Source organism: Maribellus sediminis (genome assembly GCF_011799805.1).
Lineage (GTDB): Bacteria > Bacteroidota > Bacteroidia > Bacteroidales > Prolixibacteraceae > Draconibacterium > Draconibacterium sediminis_A.
The window spans coordinates 1240391-1257340 of sequence record NZ_WXUB01000001.1; the positions used below are offsets into that span (position 1 = coordinate 1240391).

Genomic DNA, 16950 nt, shown 5'->3' on the forward strand with positions numbered 1-16950 from the left:
TGTCAGAATATATTATGCTGAACGCTAATCGTTGAAATGAAATTCCCTTCAATTAAAACGAGGTTCAGAATTTAAAGGTCGTTTTTTGAATTTATATTTCAACAGCATAAACCAGCACATTGTTCTCGATAAAATGAAAATACATTTTAAAAGAAATGTTACTGCTTTGCTGTATCAATTTTCCTTTGAATGGTCTGCCGTTTTCAGGCACAAAATCATCAATTCTGATCTGGCTGTTAAAATGTATACCATGTTCATCGGCACACTTGAAAATGGCCTCTTTTGCCGACCAGTAGGCAACTTTGGCCAGTTGTTGATCTTCAAAAACGCTGATCGTAGTTTTTTCAATGGCATGAAGAAAGCGGTCAGCAACTCTGTCAATATTGCGATCAGCCCGTTCAATATCGATTCCTATTCTATTGTTGGAAACAAAAACGCAGGCAAAATCGGCTGAGTGTGAAATGCTGATTTTTTTATAGCTGTTTTTTAAATGTGGCTTTCCAAAACCGTTGTATTCGATTTCCGGGATTTCGCCAAATGCCATTTTTAAAAGCATGCGAGCGGCTAGAAATTCTACCTTTCGTTTTTCTGAACGCATGGCGGCGAACCGAAGATCATCTTCATTGGGAAGCTGAATTTGTGTCAACAATTCTTTCGGATTCTCCTCCAGTTTCCAGGTTCCAATCCAGCCATATTCCGTTTGTATTTGCTTAAAAAATGGCATTACTTCCAGTGGGTGGTTTCAATCATTCTGATTACATCCGGTTCCAGGAAATTAATGACCGGACGAAGCGAGTCAATGTCAGGAACTTCACTGATATAAAATGCCCCGCGCAGAAAATGTTTGGTACTGTCGGTTAGAAAAAACTGCATGGGCGATGCCGCATTGCCATGTATGTTGTAAATGGTGCCATAAACTTTTTCGGGGCGGTTTATAAAAATCTTTTCGTCGATGGCAGTGGCTTTTATTGAGTGTTTGTAGGCCAGTGACCGCGTTTCTTCCATTAATTCGATGAGTAGCTCTCGCGCTGGTTGACTACCGTTTTGAAGATCGTAATAGGAAAAATGGATTTGTGCATTATTTGCAGGAACCTCCACTGTTATCCAGTCTTTCTCAGCCGGATTAGTGCGGTTTGCACTTACAGTAGCATAATCCGGAACTTCAAATTCATAAGGAAAATTGCCCTGCAATTCGCTGTAACTTTTTTTCGGGAAATCGATTCTGAAAAAACCTCTCGGTTTTGGCGTGTGCTTTTCGCCACACCCGAAAACGAAGAGAACTAAAAAAATTACTGAGAGGAAGCGCATAAAGATTGTTTTTGCTAAAACGCCTTTTCGGGCTTGTTTATTGAATCTTGACCTTTATTTCTTTGATTCTTCGGTTGTCAACCTGTTTAATGGTAAACAAAAACTGTTTACATTTTATTTCTTCGTTCAGTTTCGGGATCTCACCTTTTAGTTCAAGGATCAAACCGGCGAGGGTATCGGCGTCGCCTTTCACTTCGTCGAAAATGGTATCGTCGCAATTGGTTATACGGTAGAAATCACCCAGCAAAATCTTGGCATCGAACACAAAATTCTTATCGTCGATTTTGGTAAAGTATTTTTCTTCTTCATCAAATTCATCGGTGATGTCGCCAACAATTTCTTCCAGGATATCTTCGAGTGTAACGATTCCAGAAGTTCCGCCATACTCATCAACAACAACAGCAAGATGGATCTTCGATTTCTGAAACTCTTCGAGCAGCGAACTGATCTTTTTCGTATCGGGTACATAAAAAGGCGGCCTGATAAGCGTTTGCCACTTAAAGACCTTGGTTTTATGGTAATGCGGCAGAATATCTTTAATGTATAAAATGCCGCTAACATTGTCGAAACTTTCGATATAAACAGGTATGCGCGAATAACCCGATTTATTGATGGTATTAATTACCTCGTCGAATTCGGTTTTAATATCGAGTGCAACTACATCTACGCGAGGTTTCATAATCTCGCTAACGTTTTTGTTGCCAAATTTTACGATGCCTTCCAAAATGTCTTTTTCATCGGAAAGTTCGTGTTCCGAAGTTAATTCGAGCGCCTGCGAAATTTCATTCATCGAAATGTTCTTCCGGTGTTTTTGCAAGCGACGATTAACAAATCCGGTAGAATAAATAAGTATTGAATTGATCGGGCGAAATAATTTCTCGAGTGTTTGAAGTGGCAGTGCCATCAGTTTTGCAAAACGCAAAGCAGTATGCGAGGCGTATACTTTTGGAATGATCTCGCCAAACAGCAGAAGGAAAAAAGTAATGAGCACCACCTGGAAAATAAACTCAAGGAGCGGTGCATTTACAAACGAAACCAGGTTGTTGGCCACAAATGCCGTCAGAATAATAATTCCGACATTCACGAAATTGTTGGTAACGAGAATAGTTGCCAGCAATTTCTCCGGATTATCAAGATTCTCCAAAACGCGCTGATTCGTGCGGCCCGGCTTTTTCAGTTTTTGCTTTTCGGCTGCACTTAACGAAAAATAAGCCACCTCGGAACCACTGATCATGGCCGAGGTGAAAAGCAGCAGTAAAACAACAATTAATGCCAAAATTATCCCAATAGTCAGGGGATGAAAATCAATGTTCCAGCCACTCAAGTCTATGGCTCCGGGTAACGGGTCTGTTTCCAAATTTCAAATTTTTGGTTAGAACGGTAAGTCATCGTCGCCTTCCGGAGTGTCGATATCTGGTTCACTCACTTGTGGTGTCGATGTTCTTGGTGTTTCCATGCTTCCCCCTCCAGGTTCCGATGTCGGACCGGAATCTTTTGAGCCAAGCATTTGCATCACATCTCCGTAAATCTCTGTCGTATATCTTTTGTTGCCGTCTTTGTCGTCGTACGAACGTGTTCTAATTCTGCCCTCGATGTATAACTGGCGGCCTTTGGTAACATACTTTTCTGCAACGTCGGCAAGGCCACGCCACAATACAATATTATGCCACTCGGTGGTGGTCACTCTTTCGCCGTTTTTGGCGGTGTACGATTCTGATGTAGCCAATGGAAAATTAGCAACGGCAACTCCTGAATCCAAATGTCTTACTTCGGGATCTTTCCCTACGTTTCCTACTAAAATAACTTTGTTTACTGACATAATTCTTAATTATTTAGGTTAACATTATTGATTAATATTTGTCATGTTTATCATTAAAATCAACAGCTTCTAAAAAGATTTCCAGTAACCTGGGTACAGCAAATTTAGAAATATCTTTTTTATTTACCTTAACGAATGGATTTTCAATTGTAACATCTTTCGAAATTTCAACCCGGATTAATTTTGCCCAAATAATCTGATGGCTTAAAATGTGTTTTTTTGCTTCCGAAACCGAAACTACATTAAAAGTTGTATTACTTGGCAGTGCGGGTATTTTTTGCTGAATAATTTGTTTGTCGGTAAGGGCATTTTGTGTTTCAGTAAGTGGTAACTGGTATAAGTTTTTCCAAATATCATTCCCGATGCGTTTTTCCATAAAGATAGCATCACCCTGTTCTATCAGGTAATAATAAAAGTAGCGTGTACTTTGTTTCGTTTTCTTTTCCTTCACCGGGAGGAATTCAACCTTCTTATTTATTACAGCATAACACGATTGTTGCAAGGGGCAATTCCTGCAATCGGGATTTTTAGGAGTACATTGCAGTGCGCCGAATTCCATAAAGGCCTGGTTGTGCATTCCCGGGTCGCTTCCTTCAATCAGTGTTTCCGCCAGTTCAAGGAACTCTTTTTTCCCAATGGTTGAATCGATGGGAGTTTCAATTCCGAAGTAACGCGACAGTACCCGGTACACATTTCCGTCGACCGCCGGATAGGGACGTTGAAATGCAATGGAAGCCACCGCAGCGGCAGTGTATGGCCCAACTCCGGGCAGCATTCTTATATTATTATATTCAGAAGGAAAAACACCGTCGTATTTTTCTGCAATTTCTTTGGCTGCACGATGCAGGTTTCTCGCCCGCGAATAATAACCAAGTCCCTGCCATAGTTTTAGCACCTTATCTTCCGGCGCATTGGCCAGATCAATTATTGTCGGAAATGTATCGGTAAACTTAAGGTAATATGAACTCCCCTGGTCAATTCGGGTTTGCTGGAGGATGATTTCGGAAATCCATATTTTATACGGATCACTTGTTTGACGCCACGGTAAATCACGTTTGTTTTTTCTGTACCAATTGTAAATTGCCCCTGATAAATGCTGCATTTTCTTCTAACCCACTAAAAATCTTGAGAAAAACAAAAATAATTTATTTGAAAAAGCTTTTCGGTTTTTAAATTATTTTTATTTTTGCACACTCGATTAAAAACGATTAATATATTAAAAATAAATATTTTAAGAGATGACAAAGGCAGATATTGTAAACGAAATTTCGAAAGAAACTGGAATTGAAAAAGTAACTGTTCAGAAAACAGTTGAAGCTTTTATGGAAACAGTAAAAGATTCATTGGTAGATGGAAAAAATGTATATTTAAGAGGTTTCGGTAGTTTTGTTGTGAAAAAGAGAGCAGAAAAAACTGCAAGAAATATTTCAAAAAATACAACGATTATCATTCCAGCTCACAATATTCCTTCGTTCAAGCCAGCTAAAACATTTGTATCGGAAGTTAAGAACCAAGTAAAAAAATAGAGTTATGCCAAGCGGAAAGAAGAGAAAGAGACATAAGATGGCCACTCATAAGCGCAAAAAAAGATTGCGTAAAAACAGGCACAAAAAGAAAAAATAGAGTTCTGTTAAGATAGAATTCTTTAGCGATGATGATTAAACCTAAAGCAATGTTGCTTTAGGTTTAATCTGTTTAAATAGTAGTATTAACCAATAAAATTACAGTTTAAAATTTAGGTTGTGAGTAGCGATTTAATAATTGATGTAACTCCATCCGAAATTGTTATTGCTTTACAGGAGAATAAAAAGCTTGTAGAATTAACAAGAGAAAAAAGCGGGGCAAAGTTTGCCGTCGGGGATATTTACCTCGGAAAAGTAAAAAAAATAATGCCCAGCTTAAACGCCGCGTTTATCGACGTAGGTTACAGCAAAGACGCTTTTTTACATTACCTTGACATGGGGCCACAGTTTGCCACATTAAACAAATTCCTGCGAATAGTTTCATCACGAAAAAACAAGGTTTCTTCCATCGCAAGAATTAAGTCAGAACCTGATATTAACAAGGAAGGTAAAGTAAACGAGCTATTAAAAGTAGGCCAGAAAATACTGGTACAAGTTGCCAAAGAGCCCATTTCAACGAAAGGGCCACGACTAACATCAGAGATTTCAATAGCAGGCCGAAACCTGGTTCTAATGCCATTTAGCGACAAGATTTCAGTATCGCAAAAGATTAGAACCAACGAAGAAAAAAACCGGTTAAAAAAACTGGTACAAAGCATTAAGCCCCGAAAGTACGGGGTGATTATCCGAACTGTAGCCGAAGGAAAAAAAGTAGCAGAACTCGATCAAGAGCTGCGACGCCTGGTCGATAAGTGGGAAACAACATTTCACAAGCTTAGCAGGGCACAGGTACCGTCACTAATTATCGGTGAACTGGACCGTACAACCGCTCTATTGCGCGACATTTATCATCCTGACTTTAACAGCATTATTGTAAACGAACAGTCGGCGTTCGAAGAAATTGCCGATTACATAGGTAGCATTGCACCTGACAAGCAAAAAATTGTCAAGTACTACAAAGGACGCCGTCCTATTTTCGAGCACTATAGCATCGAAAAACAAATAAAGGCGTCGTTTGGCAAAACCGTTTCTTTTAAAGATGGTGCCTATTTAATCGTAGAACATACCGAAGCGTTTCATGTAATAGATGTTAACAGCGGGAACCGCGCGAGAGCCGGAAACGACCAGGAATCGAATGCACTGGAAGTGAACCTGGCCGCCTGCGATGAAATAGCAAGACAATTAAGGCTGAGAGACATGGGTGGAATCATAGTTATTGATTTCATCGACATGCATGTCGCCGCCAACCGCCAGAAAGTAAATGATTACATGAAGGAGGTGATGGCGAGGGATCGGACTAAGCACAACATTTTACCACTCAGTAAATTCTGTTTAATGCAGATCACCCGGCAACGTGTAAGACCGGAAGAAAATATTGAAACGGCAGAAAGCTGCCCGACCTGTAACGGAAGTGGTAAAATAGTGCCCTCTATCTTATTTGCCGACGATATTAACGGCAAAGTAAAATACGCTCTTAAGGAGCTGAATAAAAAGAAATTATCCTTGAAAGTTCATCCATTTATGGCTGCCTATCTAACGAAAGGACTCAAAAGCCCGAGAAACAAATGGTTCTCAAAGTATTTGAAATGGGTGAAGGTGGAAGGAAACAGTGCATATTCGTATTTGGAATATCACTTCTACGATGAAAGCATGGAAGAAATAATCTTGTGAAAAGGAGCCGTTCAGTAATGAACGGCTTTTTTTTATCCGAAGCTTACCTATGTTCAAAGCACAATAGTACCCCTGAGATTGATAGAAAACACCCGAAGTTTATATGAGGAGGCTACATTTTATCTTTATCAAATGATCAATAGCTGATCAGCTGAAAATTATAGATGCAGTCAGTCGATTGTGGATAAAAGTTGAAATTCAGGTTTAATTCTTTAATCCGGATTTTAAAATATTATTTCGATAAAGACCGTTCAATTGTACTGTTTTGCTTATTTTCGAACCAATCAAATAAATTATGATGAATTACCGGAAGATTTTCCTGCTTTTGTTTCTTTTTCTTTCGTGGCAGATAAATGCCATGGAAATCAAAGGACGTATCAGCCTGGAGGAAGGTTGGCAACCGGTAGTTTTCCTGGCAGCTTTAAATTCTCCGGTTGATTTGTTTGTAGCTTCCCCTGACTTTATTCTTGCTGAAACATTTATTCAAGCCGATGGGAGCTTTGAAATAAGAACCGATGACGTTCCCGAAAATCCTGGGTTTTATCGACTCTATCTGGTGAAAGCAGATATTTCGCTTGTTGAGTTTAATACCACTGAGAACAGAAATTACATTCACCTGCTACTCGACAGAAATTCAACCATTGAGTTGCAGGCAAGTGTAAGCAATAACGCCTTGGTGATTGATGGGCTTGCCGGAAGTGCAGTGAAGGAAAACCTGGATATTTTGAATTTCGATCGCGAATATGTGCGACGCGGCAAAATGCTGACGGGTGATTTAACAAAGGTGAGAAGGGATTTCCTGACCAATGATATGACAGCCTATATTCGTCAGTTTGTAAGCAGCCAGGAGAATGCGCTTGTCGGGCTTTATGCACTGTATCATATCGATGATAAGAACACTGATTTTTTGCTTAACAGTGAGTTTTACTTTGACTTTCAACAAAAACTGGAAGACCAGTTTCCAATAAATACCTACACCGATGCTTATAATGACTTGCTGAAAGAACTGATCGGTTTTCGCGATTACGTTTGTGAAATGCCTGGAATTCAGCCCAAGTGGAAAGACCAGCTAATTATTGCTGAGTCATTTATCATCGTTTTATTATTGGTGTTTACGGTTTGGTTGATCGTAACAAAAAGGAAACTCAAGTTTAGCCAGGCCAACCTTAATCCGAAATCCCTTTACGACAGTTTAACCACGAAACAGCAGGAAATTTTAGGCATGTTGGCCAATGGTAAAACCAATAAAGAGATTGCGCAGGAATTATTTGTTGAGGTAAGTACCGTAAAAACGCATATCAACAACATTTACAGACAATTAAATGTGACTACGCGTAAAGAGGCAATCGATTATTTCAGACAGATTGTTGGACAATAAAGGGGGTCTAGTCCCTATTTCAATCCGGCTACTACTCATCTGCGATGCCTAAATTTCCTATTATTGTTCGCTGTAATACGAATCCAAAAAAAAAAATATTCTATAGATGAGAAAAATTACACTTGCACTGTTTCTTTTTGTTTTGGCCATAGCGGCCAGGTCACAGGTAGTTGAACCAGTAACCTGGAGTTTTTCGCAAAATAAAGTTTCAGAAACTGAATACGATTTATTATTGACAGCCAAAATTGATGAGGGCTGGCACCTTTATGCCACCGAACTTCCTGAAGGTGGTCCAATTCAAACTACTTTTTATTTTGAAGGTTTAGAAAACACTGAATTATCAGGTGAGATATCAGCCGATAAAGAAGCTATCGACAAGTTCGATCCTTCGTTTCAGCTCGATGTAAAATATTACGAGAAAGAAGTAACCTTCAAACAACGCGTGAAACTCACAGGAACTTCCGGCATCGTAAATGGTTACGTTGAATTTATGAGTTGTAACGACGAAACCTGCACTCCGCCAATGGATCAGGAGTTCAACTTTAAATTGGACGGCGGTAACGCTGCAGCAGCAACTACGGTTCAGGCTGATACAGATTCGGATGATGCAGGTGGCCAAAAACGCAATTACTGGAGTATATTCTTTATAGCATTTTTGGGTGGATTGGCAGCTTTGCTTACTCCATGTGTTTTCCCGATGATACCGATGACGGTAAGCTTCTTTACAAAACAAAGTAAAACGCAGGCAGGCGGTATTAGAAACGGAATCTGGTACGGGCTTTCAATCATCATTATTTATGTGATATTGGGTACGGTTGTAACAGCCGTATTTGGTGCCGAAAGTTTAAATAATCTCTCCACAAATCCATGGTTTAACATATTCTTCGCCTTACTGTTATTCGTTTTTGCCTTTTCATTTATGGGGGCATTTGAAATTGTATTGCCAAGCAGCTGGGTGAATGCTGTTGATCGTAAAGCAGACAAAGGTGGATTAATAGGTATTTTCTTTATGGCTTTTGCTTTGGCTTTGGTTTCGTTCTCATGCACGGGACCGATCGTTGGAGCTTTGATTGTTGAAGCGGCACGAAGCGGTGGTATGGCACCGGTTGTAGGAATGTTAGGATTTTCATCGGCACTGGCCATTCCTTTCGCCTTGTTCGCAGCCTTCCCGGGTTGGTTGAATTCACTGCCAAAATCGGGTGGTTGGTTGAATTCTGTTAAAGTAGTTCTCGGTTTCCTTGAATTTGCTTTTGCATTTAAATTTCTGTCGATAGCTGATATGGTACTCGATTTGAGAATTTTGGAACGCGAAGAATATTTGGCTATTTGGATCGCAATCTTCATGGGATTGGCACTTTATTTATGGGGAAAAATAAAATTACCACACGATTCGCCAATGACCCATTTACCTGTTTCAAGGTTCGTGTTGGGAACCATGGTATTTGCCTTTGTTATTTATATGATTCCGGGCTTATGGGGAGCACCTGTGAAAATGATCAGCGGATTCCCTCCTCCTGTCGATTATGCCGAATCACCGCAGGGGGTAGGTAAATCACAGGTTCAGGGCGTAGCCACTTCTTCGGTGAACGTTGATCCGGGTAAACATATTGGTCCGCACGGAATTCCGTTGTATGAAGATTACGACAAAGCTTTGTCGGAATCGATTAAAACGGGTAAACCCTTGTTAATCGATTTTACAGGAAAAGGTTGTACAAACTGCCGGAAAATGGAGGACAATGTTTGGGTAGACCCGGAAGTTAAGAAGATGTTTCTTGAGGACTACGTAGTGGTATCGTTATTTGTCGACCTGAGAGAAAAACTACCGGAAAGCGAACAATACATTTCGGAAACAACAGGTAAGAAGGTACGCACAGTGGGAAATAAATGGACGGATTTTCAGATATCGCGGTTTCACAGAAACACACAACCCTATTACGTTATCCTCGACCAAAATGAAACAGAATTGGTTGAAGGGTATGGATATAATTCTGATCCTGAGGAATTTATTTCCTGGTTGAAAACCGGATTGGAAATGAACAGAAACAAGTAACAACAAATTAAGAACTATATACATGAAAAAGGTATTATTTACAGCAGTAATCGCTTTTCTGGCGGTAATGGCTCAGGCACAAATGATCGTTCCCGTAAAATGGGACATCGAAATTAAAGAGTTGCCAGGTGGCAATCAATACGAGATTGTGGCAAAGGCTAAGATCGATCCGGGTTTTAAATTGTATGGTGTGAACATGGCCGATGGTGGCCCGATAAAAACTTCGTTCAATTTCGAAACCACGGAAAATTGTAAAAAGGTTGGAAAACCGGTTGAAGTTACTCCTTCAAAAAAGATGCACGACAAGATCTTCGATATGGAAGTAACCTATTTCAAAGAAACCGCTACTATTTCTCATAAAATCTGGGTGACAGAAAAGCCGGCAAAAGTTGCAGGGTACATTCAGTGGATGAGCTGTAACGACGACATGTGTACGCCGCCCACCGACGAAGAGTTTGAGTTTGTGATCAAGTAACACAACTCACGCGATAGAAGGTAAAACCACCTGTAAACTTTTTTAGCAGTTTGCAGGTGGTTTTTTTTATTTGCATTTGTCTGTGGTTAACTAAAATTTTGTTGCACAGGCTTTTTGGTTGAAAGTTTAAAAGCCAATAACTTTAGAGAAATTAAAACAGGTTTGAAATGAAACGAGGATTGTTATTCTGGAATGTTGATACGCAGGTTGATTTTATGGAACCCAGCGGGAAATTATATGCCCCGGGAGCAGAACAAATTAAACCGGCATTGAAACAGCTTACTGAATTCGCGGCTCATAATAATATTCAGGTAGTAAATACTGCAGATTTTCACTATCCCAATTCGGCAGAGCTTTCTGCAGAGCCTGACTTTATTCTCACTTTTCCTGAACATTGCATGGCAGATACAGAAGGTGCAGAATATGTTGCTGAAACCAAACCGGAAGATCCGCTTGTATTCGACTGGAACAAAGAATATTTCTCGTTAGATGAAGTAAAGACACACAGAAATGTTGTGATCAGAAAAGATGCATTTGATGTTTTTGCCGGAAATCCTTACACGGATAAAATTGTTGAATTAATTGCTCCTGAAACAGTAGTGGTTTACGGAGTTACAACGAATGTTTGTGTCAACGATGCGGTAATTGGATTGGCCAGACGAGTAGATAAAGTTTTTGTAGTTGAAGATGCAATAAAGGAACTGCCGAATATTCCTTTGCCATTTGATAAATGGGAAAAGCTGGGCGTGAAAATGATCACTGCTGCACAACTCGACGAACTTTTAAGTTAGAAATAAAAAAGAGCCGTTTCGTTATGAAACGGCTCTTTCACTGTCAACTGCGATTGAACGCTTTGACTATTCTTTACAGTCTTTACATGCATTGTAAATACCTTCGAACATTTCTTTTACATCGGAAGCGGCAACAGCTGAGAAAGCAATACGAAGCACATTACCCAAACTGATCAGGCCAATGCTGTATTTCTCTATCAATAGCTGACGAATTTCGTCGCCATTTAATCCTTCAGTCAGCTTCACACACATAAAATAGCCCGAGTTGTATGGCAAAGCCTCAAAGTATTCCAGGTATTTTTCTTCCAGTAAGGCAGCTTTAACGGCATCGTAGCGTTTTTGCATGATGTTGTACTTGGCTGCTTTCTGATCGGCATATTCCTGGCTTTCGAAAGCTGCCAGCAACAACGATTGCGAAATATTGGCTGCATTCGAAATGTTTCCACGGATAGCACCGGCGGTTTTTGATTCAAGTGCACTGTATAATGCCGCATCACCGCCTTTTATTCCATAGGTGATAAATCCAACACGGAAACCCCAAACATAATCTTCCTTGGTAGCGCCGTCAACCTTAACTGCCAGAACATTTTCGTGCAACTGGCTCAATGGCGAGAAGATACTTTCTTTGGCAATTCCTTCTTCGTAAACCAGTCCAAAATAGGCGTCGTCGATAATGGCAACAATTTTATTTCCTTTGTCAGCAGAAGCGTTTATAATTTCAACAATAGCATCCTGTTCAGCATCGGTTGGCGTATAACCCGATGGATTATTCGGAAAATTGAGGATCACGACTTTTTTGCCAATTCCACCTTCATTCAATTTGGCTTCAAAAGCTTCCAAATCGAATCCACCATCTTTAAACAGGTTGAATTTGGTGATTGCCGAACCATAAGCATTGGTCAGTGTCAGGTTGTAATTTCCCCAGAAAAGGTCGGGAACAATCACTTCATCCTCAGGATCCAGAAACATATAGCCCGCCATGCTAATACCATGCGTCAACGCGTTGGTAACAACCGGTAAGCTAAGTTCCACTCCGCTTAAGGACGGGTTTTTATCGTAAATCATGCTTTTCCACTTGGCGCGAATATCAGGGCGGCCAAAGCTTGGTGCATAGGGAAAAACCAGCGACGGATCGAGGTTGATCTTTGATGCAATGGCTTCCAAACGCATCGGTGTGCCATCGTCTTCAACGGCGGCTCCAATTGTGGCGTTAATCTTTGTTCCTTTAGCTTCGGCGGTTTGACCTAAAATTCCCTTTTTCGGGAAAAATATGCTTTTGCCCCTTTCGGAAAGCATTTCAAAAACAATACTGCTTTTTTCCTGGATTACGCTGTTTAGTTCAGCTGCCTGTGGATTCATAATGAATTAATCTTTTAGTCTGTTTTGTTAAGTACCTCAATTTTTACGCAAGATAGAAAATTGAATATTATATTGGCGGGTAGTGTTCGCAACTTGCTTTTATTTTTGATAATATGCTAACATTCTGATTGAGCAGAGATTATTGACAAGGAAAATTGTAGCTTTTGAAACTCAATCGTTTCGGCAAAAACTTCATCTTACCTGGATTTATATTTGGGTTTGGAATGATGAACGACTTGCTATTACCTGCTATTTAATCCCAAACAAATTTCCATTCGCCATTTTCCTGGAGTTTCCAAACGGTGTGAAAAATACCCGTGTCGCGGCTGGTTACGCCGGATGAATCTGTTACTGAATAGATATATTTTCCGTAGGTATAGCCCAAATCTCCCGATTTTGCAACATCAACAAAGTCAGGTTCCCAGGTTAAACTTACGCCTTCCTGTTTTGCCAAGCTATTCCCAAAACTTTTTTCAATGGCCACTTTGCCAACTATTAGTTTATTGTTGCGCATCAGAACCGCACTGTCGGCTGCAAAATGTAAAAACGCTGCAGCAATTCCTTCATTTTCGGCCATGTTGTTAAAAGCTCTTTCAGCTTCAATAATTTCCTGTTTGGCTTTATCTGTTCGCTTATTGTTTTGCACGTTACAAGCGGTGAGAAACATAATCAAAACGAGTAAATGCAGTTTGCTAATTTTCATTTCAACCTGAAATAAATAAGTTTAAACCATGCGAAGGGCTCCAACAATTATAAAGAAACCTAATAAGGCTACCACACTTGTTATTACAACAAGCGTACTGGCTCGTTTATGGTTTTTCCATTCGAGTAGGAATGTAGGAATGGCCATAATCCCGGCAATCAGGAATCCCAAATATGCAGGAAACAACTTAGCTTCAATCGGCACTTCATTCAGAATTTCGTCGTTCAATTCTTCGGCGACAACTTCCTCAGGAGTTAAAAAATTGCCAGCTGCGAGGAAATCGCCCAACAGGACAATTAACGCAAAAATGCCCAACAGAATGAACATGGCTTCACCTGTCAGCCGGAACACTTTTTTTTGCTCTACCCATCCGTAAACTATTACAAACAACGCTGCAAATACGATCCATTGCGGGAAGGTGTATAAAAATACCTGGTTCATTGAATTTTAATTTAGTTAGAACAAAGGTTAAAATTTTTGTGAAATTAAAAAGCTTATTCCAATTCGCGGTAGGAAAAGATTAATTTCGGCACCAGAAACAATGAAGCATGAAGAAAGAATTGGATATAGATAGCAGAGCCAGGGCACTTATTTTTGACCTCGACGGTACCCTGGCCGATACAATGCAGGTGCATTTTTTGGCTTACCAACACATTTTGAGCCAATACGGAATTGATTACACCTATGAAACTTTTATGTCGCTTGCGGGTGTTCCTGCGTTTGGTACCATCGAAAGAATAAATGAAATGTTTGGTACTTCGCTTGTTCCTGAAGAGGTTGGGAATGCCAAAGAAGCCGAGTACGAAAAAATCATGCACCAGATGAAGCCCATCGAGCCGGTTGTGGAACTGGTGAAAAAGTATCACGGTAAACTCCCGATGTCGGTTGGAACGGGAGGCTATCACCGTTTGGCCTGGAAAACCCTGCAAATAATAGGACTCGATAAATATTTTGATATTCTTGTTTCAGCCGAAGATGTGGAGAAGCATAAACCACACCCGGATACTTTTCTTCGCTGTGCCGAACTAATGGGCGTTGCGCCTGAGCATTGCCAGGTTTTCGAAGACGGTCAGCCGGGTATGCAGGCTGCGAAAGCAGCCGGAATGATGGCTACTTTGGTTACTGATTATTTCGACGATACTGTTCGGGTCTAGTCGCTAATTTTAATTGTTGTAAAGAACGGAATTTCGGGATGGTTGTTTTTTGCGCCGTATTTTAGTGCGGTGACAAAAGAGGCGCCTATCAATAATTATCCGGAAATCCTGTACTTTCAATGATACAGAATTTCCGGAGAATCAGAGGAAGTGAAGTAATCCTTTCGGACGTCTTCAGTACTTCAATAAAATTACCAGTTCAAATCGTCGCAAACATCCTGTTCAAAAAGGTGTTCGATAAGGATTTTGATTCTTCCGTCGTCCATGGTTTCCGAAGTGATATTCGAAGTAGACGAATTCAGGTAATTGCCGTTCGCATCAAAGTCGGTACTAAATTCATCGTGTTCCCAGTTTTCTTGCCATAAAAAGCGAATCTCGTAATCTTCGTTGGCTTTGGCCAGAATGTCTACAACGCCACCTTTCATATAAATTCCCTGCCAGGGATCGCCACTGTCTTTAATCCTTATTTCTGCACTGTAAGTCGGTGCCAGTGCAATGGTCGGTTCACCCGAGCAAAATGCTTTCAACACAATCAGGTACTCCACATAACCGTCTTCCGCTTCAACATCAACATTGTAGCTTCCGCTGCACAGGTTATCAACTTCAAGCGAAGCAATTGCCTTAAACGCCGGATTATTGTCTCGGAAAACGATAGTTGCCGCTGTGTTCGGAACATTTTCCAAAGTAATGCTTTGGGGGAACGTTCCTTTAAAATTAGTTGTCTTTATGAGTTGACCAGCCGAGTTATAAATGTCGGCATCAATTGAAAAACTGGTTTTTGAATTCGAAGAAAAATTAAGTGTACCCCCGATCCCGCAAATGTCGTCGATCGAGGCACTGGCCAGGATGTAGGATAGATTCAGGTTGTAATGCTCCACCGTAACTGCAGAAATACTCCAGGCATCACCAATTGTGCTTGCAAAGCCAAAAAGATCGGGTGCTGTTGTTCCGGTGTAGGTACAACTTTGGGAAATTTTTCCGCCGTTTAAATCTTTAACGGTGCGTCCGCCGACGGTTAGTCTAACCAGATCGCCAATTTCGAGTCGTTGAAACAGGGCCACTTTTTCCGAACCATTCTCCAACACCTTGTCGGTGGCTGCCGGAAATCCGGTTTTTATATCAAAAGTAAGTTGTATGAATCCCGTAGGACTGGCTTTGGCAGCTGCTTCCAATTCTTCTACACTACCGAATAAAGTCTGCCCGCTGGCATCTTTAAAGTTGATCAGGTCTTCTTTTAAGATTTTGTAATTCACTTTATAATCTTTCCCAACACTCGCCGATTTGGTAACACCAAAAACCGAGAAAATGAATGAATCGCCACTGTCTTCTCCGTTTAAAGTTTCTTCATCGCCACCTGAAACTGGCGACAGGTACAATTCATAGGTTTTTGTTCCTTCAATGTTTACCTGAATATTTTGCGTGAAGGTTTGATAACCGTCCACTTCAACATGCACTGTAAAATCAAGTGGCGAGCTTTCCGAAAATGGCACATACGGATCAACGGTCAGTTCCAGTTGTCCCTGCGATGTCAGAAATTCGGATTCTTTTTCGCCTGCAAAAGTTACAATGTCGCCGGCATTGGTTCCGGTAAACCAAACACGGGCTTCTTCGGTTATTTGTTCGTTGCTTGCAACATCGATAACCTTGTAGGTCATCGGGGTGGTAAAAATGTTAAGATCTACGATCAGCAGATTTATATCTTCTCCTGTTTCTTTATCCTTTAACGGATTGTCGAACATGTCGCCACAACCCGAAAACAGTAATAGCAGAATAAAACTAAGAAGTGTGTTTTTGTATTTTAGTAAGTTACTTTTCATGATCTGTGATTTTAAAGGTTAAAATATCCGGTAAGCGAGGTTAAGCTTTATTACAGGGTAGATTTTGTACGCGCTGAACTGGTCGGAAAGGTATTCTGCCTGTCCAAATGCAGGATCGGAAGTTGGCGACAATAATCCGTCGGATTCAATTGTCAATACAGGAGCTCCCATGTAATAAATGCCCATTTCAAAATTGAAGGTCAGACGTTTGGCCCGTCCCATAAAAGCCTGATAACCGGCTCCAACGTAGGGCGAAACTTTTAGTCCCGGTTTCATATTCATGCTGAATGTACCGATATCTTCAGCAGGAATAGTAATATCGCCTAACTGGTAATCTCCAACGGCCCGTCCGTCAACAGCAGGCTTAAACGAATTAGCAATAATTCCGGTAGAGATGTAGAGGTTTTTGGTGTAACTAAAATCGCCCAGGAATAAAACGCCGCCACTTTGGTAATCGAAATAAGCATTGTAGTCAATTCCGTTTTCATCAAAATCGAAGTTGTGCGTAAAATTCATTGTTTCGAAACCGGTTTTTAGGGCGAACCAGTTATTAAACACATATTTGGCATTAAAGCCCCAGCCATTGGTCGACGCATTGCCACCCAGGTAAAATCCACTGAAATCTGTTGTTTTGTAGCTGGTTGGAAATTGATCGTCCTGAGCCGAAACATGAAGGCCGTACATGAGCAAAACAGCCATAAAGGCGAGGGTACAGAATCTTTTCATTTTAGAAATTTGGTTAATGTTGTCCACGTTTTGAAAACGTTAAAGTGATTTAATGGTTCGCTAAAAATAGGAAAAAT

The 16950-nt window shown here is 40.6% G+C and carries 17 protein-coding genes; 7 read left to right on the forward strand and 10 right to left on the reverse strand.

From position 1 onward, the window contains the following. Nucleotides 1-91: 91 nt before the first annotated feature. Genes HFD85_RS04845 through mutY form a run of 5 tightly spaced genes read right to left on the reverse strand, consistent with a single transcriptional unit; the run spans nucleotide 92 to nucleotide 4229 of the window. On the reverse strand, nucleotides 92-724 hold the full coding sequence (locus HFD85_RS04845) for a 4'-phosphopantetheinyl transferase family protein (RefSeq protein WP_167605567.1): 633 nt from the start codon (nucleotides 722-724) through the stop codon (nucleotides 92-94). Then, nucleotides 724-1308 (reverse strand): gliding motility lipoprotein GldD, encoded by a 585-nt coding sequence (gene gldD / locus HFD85_RS04850; RefSeq protein ID WP_167605569.1) that lies wholly within the window; start codon nucleotides 1306-1308, stop codon nucleotides 724-726. The genes HFD85_RS04845 and gldD overlap by 1 nt, the downstream gene beginning before the upstream one ends. 37 nt (nucleotides 1309-1345) lie before the next feature. After that, the gene (gene gldE / locus HFD85_RS04855; protein WP_240925008.1) at nucleotides 1346-2665 is read right to left on the reverse strand and encodes a gliding motility-associated protein GldE; all 1320 of its coding nucleotides are present in this window, start codon (nucleotides 2663-2665) and stop codon (nucleotides 1346-1348) included. A gap of 15 nt (nucleotides 2666-2680) precedes the next feature. Next, on the reverse strand, nucleotides 2681-3127 hold the full coding sequence (locus HFD85_RS04860) for a single-stranded DNA-binding protein (protein ID WP_167605571.1): 447 nt from the start codon (nucleotides 3125-3127) through the stop codon (nucleotides 2681-2683). A 31-nt stretch (nucleotides 3128-3158) separates the two neighbouring features. Continuing rightward, on the reverse strand, nucleotides 3159-4229 hold the full coding sequence (mutY, locus tag HFD85_RS04865) for an A/G-specific adenine glycosylase (protein ID WP_167605573.1): 1071 nt from the start codon (nucleotides 4227-4229) through the stop codon (nucleotides 3159-3161). A 136-nt stretch (nucleotides 4230-4365) separates the two neighbouring features. Here mutY and HFD85_RS04870 point away from each other — a divergent pair, with 136 nt between their 5' ends. The 6 genes from HFD85_RS04870 (at nucleotide 4366) to HFD85_RS04895 (ending at nucleotide 11114) form a co-directional block, all read left to right on the forward strand. Next, entirely contained in the window at nucleotides 4366-4653 is a 288-nt protein-coding gene (locus tag HFD85_RS04870; protein WP_167605575.1) for an HU family DNA-binding protein, read from the forward strand. Nucleotides 4654-4869: 216 nt separating this feature from the next. After that, entirely contained in the window at nucleotides 4870-6420 is a 1551-nt protein-coding gene (locus tag HFD85_RS04875) for an Rne/Rng family ribonuclease (protein ID WP_167605577.1), read from the forward strand. A gap of 298 nt (nucleotides 6421-6718) precedes the next feature. Then, complete coding sequence (locus HFD85_RS04880; RefSeq protein ID WP_167605579.1) at nucleotides 6719-7798, forward strand: helix-turn-helix domain-containing protein; 1080 nt, start codon at nucleotides 6719-6721, stop codon at nucleotides 7796-7798. Nucleotides 7799-7904: 106 nt separating this feature from the next. Further along, nucleotides 7905-9848, forward strand: coding sequence for a protein-disulfide reductase DsbD family protein (locus HFD85_RS04885; protein WP_167605581.1), 1944 nt, complete (start codon nucleotides 7905-7907; stop codon nucleotides 9846-9848). A gap of 22 nt (nucleotides 9849-9870) precedes the next feature. After that, the gene (locus tag HFD85_RS04890; protein WP_167605583.1) at nucleotides 9871-10323 is read left to right on the forward strand and encodes a protein-disulfide reductase DsbD domain-containing protein; all 453 of its coding nucleotides are present in this window, start codon (nucleotides 9871-9873) and stop codon (nucleotides 10321-10323) included. 167 nt (nucleotides 10324-10490) lie between these two features. Then, nucleotides 10491-11114, forward strand: coding sequence for a cysteine hydrolase family protein (locus tag HFD85_RS04895; RefSeq protein ID WP_167605585.1), 624 nt, complete (start codon nucleotides 10491-10493; stop codon nucleotides 11112-11114). A 66-nt stretch (nucleotides 11115-11180) separates the two neighbouring features. Here HFD85_RS04895 and HFD85_RS04900 read toward each other — a convergent pair whose 3' ends face one another. From HFD85_RS04900 to HFD85_RS04910, 3 genes are all read right to left on the reverse strand, one after another. Next, nucleotides 11181-12473, reverse strand: a complete 1293-nt coding sequence (locus tag HFD85_RS04900; protein ID WP_167605587.1) for an aminotransferase class I/II-fold pyridoxal phosphate-dependent enzyme — start codon at nucleotides 12471-12473, stop codon at nucleotides 11181-11183. A gap of 253 nt (nucleotides 12474-12726) precedes the next feature. Continuing rightward, nucleotides 12727-13176 (reverse strand): YybH family protein, encoded by a 450-nt coding sequence (locus HFD85_RS04905; protein WP_167605589.1) that lies wholly within the window; start codon nucleotides 13174-13176, stop codon nucleotides 12727-12729. A gap of 21 nt (nucleotides 13177-13197) precedes the next feature. Beyond that, nucleotides 13198-13617, reverse strand: a complete 420-nt coding sequence (locus HFD85_RS04910) for a hypothetical protein (protein WP_167605591.1) — start codon at nucleotides 13615-13617, stop codon at nucleotides 13198-13200. 107 nt (nucleotides 13618-13724) lie between these two features. Between HFD85_RS04910 and HFD85_RS04915 the strand changes: the two genes are divergently transcribed. After that, nucleotides 13725-14330, forward strand: a complete 606-nt coding sequence (locus HFD85_RS04915; RefSeq protein ID WP_167605593.1) for an HAD family hydrolase — start codon at nucleotides 13725-13727, stop codon at nucleotides 14328-14330. Between the two features lie 191 nt (nucleotides 14331-14521). On the opposite strand, the gene HFD85_RS04920 is transcribed toward HFD85_RS04915, so the two are convergent. After that, the gene (locus HFD85_RS04920) at nucleotides 14522-16147 is read right to left on the reverse strand and encodes a hypothetical protein (RefSeq protein ID WP_167605595.1); all 1626 of its coding nucleotides are present in this window, start codon (nucleotides 16145-16147) and stop codon (nucleotides 14522-14524) included. Nucleotides 16148-16165: 18 nt separating this feature from the next. Beyond that, nucleotides 16166-16873: a hypothetical protein gene (locus HFD85_RS04925; protein ID WP_167605597.1), complete on the reverse strand. Its 708-nt coding sequence runs from the start codon at nucleotides 16871-16873 to the stop codon at nucleotides 16166-16168. Nucleotides 16874-16950: the final 77 nt, after the last annotated feature.

Coding starts and splice junctions, on each gene's coding strand:
- HFD85_RS04910 (WP_167605591.1), bottom strand. CDS start 13,617: ATGAACCAGGTATTTTTATACACCTTCCCGCAATGGATCGTATTTGCA.
- HFD85_RS04880 (WP_167605579.1), top strand. CDS start 6,719: ATGAATTACCGGAAGATTTTCCTGCTTTTGTTTCTTTTTCTTTCGTGG.
- HFD85_RS04895 (WP_167605585.1), top strand. CDS start 10,491: ATGAAACGAGGATTGTTATTCTGGAATGTTGATACGCAGGTTGATTTT.
- HFD85_RS04915 (WP_167605593.1), top strand. CDS start 13,725: ATGAAGAAAGAATTGGATATAGATAGCAGAGCCAGGGCACTTATTTTT.
- gldD (WP_167605569.1), bottom strand. CDS start 1,308: ATGCGCTTCCTCTCAGTAATTTTTTTAGTTCTCTTCGTTTTCGGGTGT.
- mutY (WP_167605573.1), bottom strand. CDS start 4,229: ATGCAGCATTTATCAGGGGCAATTTACAATTGGTACAGAAAAAACAAA.
- HFD85_RS04890 (WP_167605583.1), top strand. CDS start 9,871: ATGAAAAAGGTATTATTTACAGCAGTAATCGCTTTTCTGGCGGTAATG.
- HFD85_RS04925 (WP_167605597.1), bottom strand. CDS start 16,873: ATGAAAAGATTCTGTACCCTCGCCTTTATGGCTGTTTTGCTCATGTAC.
- HFD85_RS04860 (WP_167605571.1), bottom strand. CDS start 3,127: ATGTCAGTAAACAAAGTTATTTTAGTAGGAAACGTAGGGAAAGATCCC.
- HFD85_RS04900 (WP_167605587.1), bottom strand. CDS start 12,473: ATGAATCCACAGGCAGCTGAACTAAACAGCGTAATCCAGGAAAAAAGC.
- HFD85_RS04905 (WP_167605589.1), bottom strand. CDS start 13,176: ATGAAAATTAGCAAACTGCATTTACTCGTTTTGATTATGTTTCTCACC.
- HFD85_RS04920 (WP_167605595.1), bottom strand. CDS start 16,147: ATGAAAAGTAACTTACTAAAATACAAAAACACACTTCTTAGTTTTATT.
- HFD85_RS04885 (WP_167605581.1), top strand. CDS start 7,905: ATGAGAAAAATTACACTTGCACTGTTTCTTTTTGTTTTGGCCATAGCG.
- HFD85_RS04870 (WP_167605575.1), top strand. CDS start 4,366: ATGACAAAGGCAGATATTGTAAACGAAATTTCGAAAGAAACTGGAATT.
- HFD85_RS04845 (WP_167605567.1), bottom strand. CDS start 724: ATGCCATTTTTTAAGCAAATACAAACGGAATATGGCTGGATTGGAACC.